This is a genomic window from Microbispora sp. H10949, assembly GCF_014161435.1.
Classification (GTDB): Bacteria; Actinomycetota; Actinomycetes; order Streptosporangiales; family Streptosporangiaceae; genus Microbispora; species Microbispora triticiradicis.
In genome coordinates, this window is the sequence record NZ_JABBWZ010000039.1 from 1 (window position 1) to 790 (window position 790).

The 790-nt window shown below is 66.6% G+C and carries 1 protein-coding gene; it reads right to left on the reverse strand.

Going from position 1 to position 790, the window contains the following annotated elements; translation table 11 throughout:
- Nucleotides 1-790 (reverse strand): ATP-binding cassette domain-containing protein (locus HHX40_RS35480; RefSeq protein ID WP_182884050.1); only part of this gene is annotated, 790 nt, incomplete at both ends.

Genomic DNA, 790 nt, shown 5'->3' on the forward strand with positions numbered 1-790 from the left:
CCGCGCACCGACATCCACCCCACGCGTCGGCTCATCCAGCAACAACAACTTGCGATCCTCAGCCAGCCACCGGCCCAGCACCGCTTTTTGCTGATTACCACCCGACAACGTCCGGATCGGCCGCCGCGGGTCCGGAGGACGAATGTCCAACGCCTCCGACAACCGCTTCGCCTCAGCGAACTCGCTCTTACGATCCAGCCACCCCAGCCACCGCGGCTTGGTATACCGGCTCAAACTCGCCAGCGTGATGTTCTGCGCCACCGGATGATCCAGCAACAACGCCTGCGCCTTACGCTCCTCAGGCGCCAGACCCATGCCCATCCGCACCGCACGCGTCGTACTGCCCGGACGCACCACCTGGCCGTCCAAAACCACCCGCCCAGTGGCCCGCCGCGCCCCGTAGATCGCCTCCACGATCTCACTACGACCCGACCCCACCAGACCCGCCAGCCCGACGATCTCCCCCGCCCGGATACTGAACGACACATCCGCAAACCGCCCCGGAAGCGTCAGGTTCTCCACCCGCAACACCTCATCGCGCCCCTCATGCGCCCCCACCTGCGGGCGCGGCGGGAACACATACTCCACGTTCCGCCCCGTCATCAACGCCACGATCTGCTGCGTCGGCGTGTCCTTGGCCGCCAGACCCACCGCGACCGTCCGCCCGTCCTTCAACACCGTGACCCGATCCCCGATCTGCCGGATCTCCTCCAGCCGATGCGAGATATAGATCACCGCCACCCCCTGCGCGGTCAGATCCCGGATCACCCGAAACAGGTTGTCCACCTCG